Source organism: Oleiphilus sp. HI0061 (genome assembly GCF_001635675.1).
This window is the reverse complement of the sequence record NZ_LWFE01001745.1, coordinates 1-803: the sequence shown is the minus strand read 5'-3', so window position 1 is coordinate 803 and position 803 is coordinate 1. Positions and strand designations below refer to the sequence as shown.

At 46.0% G+C, this 803-nt stretch carries 1 protein-coding gene; it reads right to left on the bottom strand.

Annotated features, from left to right (window positions below; all coding sequences use genetic code 11):
* A partial coding sequence (locus A3735_RS26725) for a DNA gyrase subunit A (protein ID WP_304440032.1) occupies nucleotides 1–803 on the bottom strand: 803 nt, incomplete at both ends.

The window sequence follows — 803 nt, the reverse complement described above, 5'->3', positions numbered from 1 at the left end:
ACCAAGCACGACCGCTTTAAACGTTGCGCCCGAAGGCGGGTTGATCTTACCGGTCAAGGGCTCTCCCTGGCCTCTTGCTGACGGCAAGCTATGTGTCGGCACGGTATAAGAGCGCCCGGTAGAATCAATAAACACGACACCTTGATGACTCTTACCTTTGGCCGATAAAGCGTAGCCATCACCCGACTTATAATTCAGCCCTGCCGGATCAATATCATGACCTTTAGCCGATCTCACCCAACCTTTCTCTGACAAGACAACCGTCACGGGTTCAGATGAAATCAAATCAGCTTCTGAGAAAGCTTTTGCTTCTTGCCGCTCAACGATTGGGGAGCGACGATCATCGCCGTATTTTTCTGCATCCGCCAATAATTCTTCTTTAATCAAGGCCTTCATCAAAGCTGAAGAACCTAGGATTTTCTTCAATTCTTTACGTTCTTTTTCAAGTTCTTCCTGCTCGGCACGAATCTTCATTTCTTCAAGTCGAGCGAGCTGTCTCAACTTGGTATCCAGAATATAGTCTGCCTGAACTTCAGTCAGATTAAAGCGAGCCATTAACACAGCTTTTGGCTCATCTTCTGTTCGAATGATATGGATTACTTCATCGATATTCAGGAAGGCGACCAATAGCCCATCCAAGAGGTGTAGTCGCTTCTCGACTTTATCGAGCCTAAATTTAAGTCTACGCGTTACGGTATCTGTTCGATAACTAAGCCACTCAGTTAAAATAACCTTCAGGCCTTTCACTGCCGGGCGGCCATCGATACCAATCATATTCAAGTTAACACGATAGGTTTTTTCCA